We start from the raw sequence: 5,821 nt of genomic DNA, 5'->3' as shown, positions 1-5,821 counted from the left end.
GTTCCGGAGTTCACGGTGAATATCGAATCGCCAGCCGACTTCGGGTCTACGCCGGCGCAGGTCGAAAATTACGGGCAGATCGTCGGCATTCTGAATGCGCGCGCGTCACGTGCGCGCATCGTTGTCGATGAACGCTGCAACACCTTAGAGGATGTGCGTCTGTTTGCGGAGGCTAAGGCGACCCATCTCGTGCAGATCAAGACGCCGGACGTGGGCTCGATCGCCGACAGCGCCCGTGCGGTGCTTCTGTGCAAAGAGAACAACGTGGACGCCTATGTGGGAGGCAGCTGCAGCGAGACGGATCTCTCCGCGCGAGCGACGGTTCACATTTCGGTGGCAACACAGGCGGACATGATGCTCGCGAAGCCTGGCATGGGCATCGACGAAGGTCTTTCCATTGTAGGCAACGAACAAAATCGGTTGCTCGCCATGCTTGATCGGCGTCGGGCACAAAACCTGAAAGCCGCGTAGGAAGCGCCCTGATGCTAAACAGTCTCAAGGACATCACGGTTGTGGCGGTCGAACAGGCCGTTGCAGCTCCCTACGCATCGTCTCGCCTTGCTGACGCAGGCGCCCGGGTGATCAAGGTCGAAAGGCCCGAAGGGGACTTTGCCCGAAACTACGACAAGCTGGTGCGGGGGCAGAGCGCGTACTTCGTCTGGCTCAACCGGGGTAAGGAGTCGGTCTGTCTAGACCTGAGGTTGGAGGCGGATCGCGCCGTCCTCGACACGCTCATTGCCAGTGCTGATGTCTTCATCCAGAATCTAAAGCCGGGCAGCATAGAAAAACTGGGGTTCGCGTCCGCTGATCTGCGTCGACGATATCCGCGGCTGATCACCTGCGACATTTCTGGTTTCGGGGAGTCAGGGCCGTATTCCCATTTGAAGGCCTACGATCTGATCGTCCAGGCCGAAACAGGTCTATGCGCTATCACCGGCAACCAACAGGGGCCTGCGCGTGTAGGGGTCTCGGTTTGCGATATCTCGGCGGGCATGACAGCGCACAGCGCCATTCTTCAGGCACTGTACCACCGCGAGGTCACCGGCGAAGGGACCAGCATCCAGGTGTCACTGTTTGATGCCGTCGCCGACTGGATGAACGTGCCGGTTTTGCAAAATGATTACAGCGGCTACCAGACGGTACGCGCAGGCGTGAAACACCCGTCGCTCGCGCCGTATGGTGCCTATCGCTGTGCCGACGGCAAAGAGGTCATCTTTTCGGTTCAGAATGACCGCGAATGGGTGAATTTCTGCGAGAAATTCCTGAAGCAGTCCGGGCTCACACGCGCACCTGGTTTTGCTGACAATATGGAGCGCCTCGCTCATCGTGCGCAACTTGATGAGATCATTGAACAGCGGTTTTTTGAACTATCCTGCCACGATGCGATGCAGGAGCTCGAGGCGGCCGGCCTGGCATATGGCCGACTGAACGAAGTGGTGGATGTTTCAAAGCATCCACACATTCGCAGGGTGCAGGTTGGAACACCCGATGGAGCCGTCGAGACGATAGCGCCGGCGGCGATTTTCAACTCGGAGCTCCCCTCGCTTCGCCCAGTCCCGGCTCTTGGCTCTCATACCGAGGCTGTCCGCGAGGAGGTGCGGGCGCTTTTGCGCGAAAGAGCCGCGTCAGCGTGAGCGCGCGTTTCAGTAAGGTGAGACTGCTCGCGGTTTACAAAATGCCTGTGTACCTCGGATCATTTCAGCGCACCGGCCGCCTAGAAAGCTCACTGGCAGCGCCCGCGCTAAAATCGGCCGCAAAGGCGTCTCCATGATCAAGGACACCTTTGCGGCCGTTGAAGGCGCGATGTCTGTACCGCGCTGGAGATCCCTGCTCTTCGTTCCTGTTCACGTTCCGCGCTTTGTAGAGACGGCCCATGAGCGGGGCGCAGATGGCGTCATTCTCGACCTGGAGGATTCCGTGCCCCAGGATCGGAAAGGAGAGTCACGGCAGCAGCTTCCTGAATGCGTGGCAGAGGTGGGCCGGAAAGGCGCATCTGTTTTGGTCCGCGTGAATCATGGTCTGCGCGCCTTGGCGGCCGATCTCGATGCAGCCGTGATGGCGGGTGTTGACGCACTGGTTCTTCCGAAGACGGATTCGGCAGAGTGGGTTATAGAGATCGCGAATGCGGTTTCGGAACTAGAACGTGAAAGAAATCTTCCGCAGGGAGGCATCCGGTTCCTTGCCCAGATTGAGACCCCGGGCGCCTTGCAAAGGCTTGCGGCCATTGCGTCGGCGCATCCAAGGATGGTCGCAATGGCGCTTGGCCCTGAAGACTTCAGCGCCGCTGTTGGCGGCGCCCCAGGATTCGACCTTCTTTTGACGCCGAACCTTTCTGTTCTGTTTGCCGCCCGCGCGGCCGGCTTGCTCCCGCTGGGCTTCATAGGAAGCATCGGCGAGTTCTCGGACACGCATAAACTTCGTGAGGCCGCGGTGCGGGCGCGGCGGCTTGGCTTTGCCGGAGCTTTGGCGATCCATCCGACACAGGTGGCCATATTCAATGAGGCTTTCTCGCCAAGCGCCCAGGAGCTCGAGTGGGCCCATAAAGTTGTCGCGGCGGCAAATGATGCCGCCACGCGTGGACTGTCCGCATTCTCGTTGAATGGCAAAATGATAGATCCGCCAGTGGTGCGGCGCGCCCACGAGATCCTGATTCTTGTGGGCAACAACTGACTGGCCTGTTATCAGCGGCTGAACAGGAGCGAATGGCACTACACCGCGCCGGGCAAGCCGATGCAAAATGGCTACGCGATTCCCTCAACGGCCGAATGCGAGACGAGCTGTTGAACGATGGCCTGTTCTTCGGCCTCGACCACGCCCGCAGTGCCACTGCCGAATGGAGGCAGGACCTAAATCCTGTTCATAACACTCATCTGTCTATGTCATTTGAGTGAATAGGTTTTGCTGATCTGGATGCGATCCCATGGGGTATTTTGGGTTTTGCCGCGCGCGATGAACGATGCGCTGAGCCGCCGGTTCGTCAAGCGTTGATCGGCTGAAGACCCATGGACCGTCCGGCAGAGGATGAACGCCTTCGATCGACGCGAGTCCACCGAAGGCGATGCAACGCGGCTCGCCATTGTCAAGCAGACCACGCCAGCAGGAATAGCGCGGAATGTTGTGCTTGGTTCCCGTGTAGCGGACCGTCAGCTCGCGGCCGCAGCGCCGGCAGCGGACAAGGTCGGCGAGCAGAGCGTCGCCATGCTTGGGCGCCCCGTGATGCCGGCTCGTGGGCACGTGGTCGCTCACCATCTTGCGGATCGCTTCCGCCTTTCCCAGCCGACGTAGCCTTCGTGTGCACCCGGAATCAGCGCCAGCATCTCGCGCCTTACGGCGGCTGCGCGAGCGAATGGCGGCATCTGCGCGGTCTGCGCGTCGTGCGGGTTGGAGAAGATCGAACTGATATGTCGTAGGCTGGCGCGGTATGGACCTCTCCCCGGTTCGCTTCGTGAGGACCCGATGCTGCGCCCGAATCCTCCAATTGCGATGGGGTGTGGGAATTGGCCGTCGGGTCCTGCAGCAGTGTCACCAAGACGCCAAGCGTTCTGGGATCGATATGTGGGGCAGGGCAATGCGCCACGCGGTGCAGACCGCGATCAAACATCCAGGCCGGAACTTCCAGCCACCGATCGGAGGCGTGGCGGGAGAGACTGCAGCGGAAAACCTCCCGGTCGGCGTTCTCGATCACCTCATGAACGTGAACACAACGCCCGGCCCAAGGATGCCACGGATAAAGAAACTTGCGTTCCTCGGTCCTGTGGGTGTTCTTTCCTGGTGTTGTTCAACACCGTGAGGCCGCATTCCTCGCTCGCTATTTGACCCCGGCGGTCTTCGCCGGAACCCTCGCCGCAACCGGCTCCGACGCTGCACTCAATGAAGGCTTCGCGCCTCCGCCCGTTGCTCAAACCGCGCCATAACAGAAACGGCCGAGGCTAATCGCCACTGGTTGAAAGTTCAGTGGCAGGTCAGAGGGTCTGGCTCGACGGCCTTAGCTTCAGGCTATCCGGCCAATCCCGGCGATCACCCAGCGACACGATGACTGACCAGTGCTCAGCGCCACCGCCGGAGCTGCAAAAAGAGTTGCGTATGATTGAGCGTTCGACCACGTTGCTGTCGATCTTGATATGGCCTCGTCCAGGATGCGCGAGAGGCGCTTCCCAGCGCGAGAGCGTGTAGGGGATCGCCGCTGTGAGCTTGGTCTTCTGACTGATTTGGCCGAGCTTCTCTAGCCGCCCTGGGTCCAGTGCCGTGATGGTTGAGCACTTTTTGCCTGCGTGCAGCAAGGCCTCGTTGGCCTCGGCTACGGATGTCATCCTCGATCTTTTAGAGTTCGCGGATCCTTCTTAGCGCCTCGATCGGGCGCGGCATGGCAGAAGGCGAGCGTGAAGCCGCTTTTCGTCGGCCAGCAAGCGATGGCCCGCTATAGCCGTCGACCTGCAAGTTCCGGTAGAGAGCCTGCGAGATGAGCGATCGCACGCTGGGCCTTTTCGGTCCGGCGCATAGACATAAGACGCCCGGCGGTCCGCTCCCTCCCTAATCAGTCATCGCGGGCATAAATCCAGAGTAGGCCTGTCTTCGTCTTGCCGACCCCGGAACGAGCACCGGCGCGGTCGTCGCACGTCGGCGAAGAGTTTTGGCGAGGACTTCGGTTTTGCTAAAGCAACCGTTCATGGACCAGACGTAGGTGCCAGTCCGGCGCGGCCGACTACCGGCGCTGCCAGCAGCCTGGGCAAGCGAACCAAATTGTAGCCCGCCAAGTTATGCCGCGCCCGCGGTGGCACATCCTCGCAGCTTGACCTTGGCCATGCCGTCTGAGGTCTTGACTGACCGAACCCTCCTCTGACCCCTTAGGGCAGTGCTGACTGAGATCATAGCCCGGATGGCGCTTCGTGCGGTCATCGATCGCTATACGCGAGGCTTGTTGCTTTCTGCTCAAATGGGCGTTGAAGGCAACGCGCGGCGTGATCTTGCTCTTTGCAGGTCCTTGACTGGCGCGTCCTAGGCTTCGCCAGCGCCAGTCGATGCGCCGTCGCGGCGTCTGCGGTCCAACATAGCGAGAGCGGCATCACGCTCGCCTGTGCCAGGCCTGGGTATGAAACTTTCCAGTCAAGCCGGATTGGCCAGCACCTGGGTGCATAACCAACCTGTTGTCGCGGCTTCATTAGCATGAGGTGCCCGGAAACGAAGATACGTATGGACCCCGCCCCGCTTTCCAATTGAGCCTAGGGGCTGCTGATTCCTTCTTCGCCAAGGGTCGTGAACGGCGTGATCGACCAATGGATTAGGTTGATGGGACGATGAGTGTCGCCTCGGTCGAGCAATGGTGGATGAAACTGCGATGACATGTCCGATAGGATCTCTGTAATCGCCCTGCCTGACGCCCTGCCTTCAGGTTTTCGACATAAAATTTCACCTCGGTCACACCTGATCTTAATGTCGCCAGCGATCTAATCCAGTGTGCCAGGAATGAGGTACCGTACGGCCGCACTGCGAGAATGCCTTCTTCGCAAATCCCAGTCCTCGCCGTGACTGCTAGGTGCAATACTGCAAGCCAGCTGAACCAATTGAGGATCTGTCCCCTCATCGAGGCGCGGATTGACTTGGATGACGACGGGTCCAGGCTTCGTCCACGGAGTTCAATGTTCGTTGGCCCAGCTGAGGCCGTGAGCTTGCAAGCAATTCTGTGACACGTTGACGATACGATCATGCTCGTCATTAGTCAGCAGGGTTGGTTGGACAATTCACCTCTCGGAAGAGGAAATGGGGTGGCCGGCCGAAGTCCGCCAGCGGCAATAGCAATGACCTCCTTTCCCATCTTGTTAGC

At 59.8% G+C, this 5,821-nt stretch carries 5 protein-coding genes and 2 pseudogenes; 5 read left to right on the top strand and 2 right to left on the bottom strand.

Features of this window, described 5'->3' with window-relative positions; genetic code table 11:
• The 4 genes and pseudogenes from ENZ75_RS18195 to ENZ75_RS18180 form a co-directional block, all read left to right on the top strand.
• Positions 1–471: enolase C-terminal domain-like protein (locus tag ENZ75_RS18195; RefSeq protein ID WP_281061249.1), on the top strand; the 471-nt coding region annotated here is incomplete at its 5' end.
• 11 nt (positions 472–482) lie between these two features.
• Complete coding sequence (locus tag ENZ75_RS18190) at positions 483–1,634, top strand: CaiB/BaiF CoA-transferase family protein (protein ID WP_063169312.1); 1,152 nt, start codon at positions 483–485, stop codon at positions 1,632–1,634.
• Positions 1,635–1,767: 133 nt separating this feature from the next.
• Positions 1,768–2,670: a CoA ester lyase gene (locus tag ENZ75_RS18185; protein WP_210326668.1), complete on the top strand. Its 903-nt coding sequence runs from the start codon at positions 1,768–1,770 to the stop codon at positions 2,668–2,670.
• A 24-nt stretch (positions 2,671–2,694) separates the two neighbouring features.
• Positions 2,695–2,819 (top strand): annotated as a pseudogene (locus ENZ75_RS18180) (integrase core domain-containing protein); the annotation flags it as partial.
• A 55-nt stretch (positions 2,820–2,874) separates the two neighbouring features.
• Here ENZ75_RS18180 and ENZ75_RS35160 read toward each other — a convergent pair.
• Positions 2,875–3,249, bottom strand: a complete 375-nt coding sequence (locus ENZ75_RS35160; RefSeq protein ID WP_063169311.1) for a zinc ribbon domain-containing protein — start codon at positions 3,247–3,249, stop codon at positions 2,875–2,877.
• Between the two features lie 528 nt (positions 3,250–3,777).
• Between ENZ75_RS35160 and ENZ75_RS35155 the strand changes: the two are divergent.
• Positions 3,778–3,914, top strand: a pseudogene (locus ENZ75_RS35155) (IS3 family transposase); the annotation flags it as partial.
• Positions 3,915–3,962: 48 nt separating this feature from the next.
• Here the strand turns inward: ENZ75_RS35155 and ENZ75_RS18170 are convergent.
• On the bottom strand, positions 3,963–4,310 hold the full coding sequence (locus ENZ75_RS18170) for a transposase (RefSeq protein ID WP_063169310.1): 348 nt from the start codon (positions 4,308–4,310) through the stop codon (positions 3,963–3,965).
• Positions 4,311–5,821 lie beyond the last annotated feature (1,511 nt).

Source organism: Mesorhizobium sp. M7A.F.Ca.CA.002.04.1.1, assembly GCF_004022805.1.
Taxonomy (GTDB): Bacteria; Pseudomonadota; Alphaproteobacteria; order Rhizobiales; family Rhizobiaceae; genus Mesorhizobium; species Mesorhizobium ciceri.
This window is presented reverse-complemented; position numbering and strand designations above follow the sequence as displayed.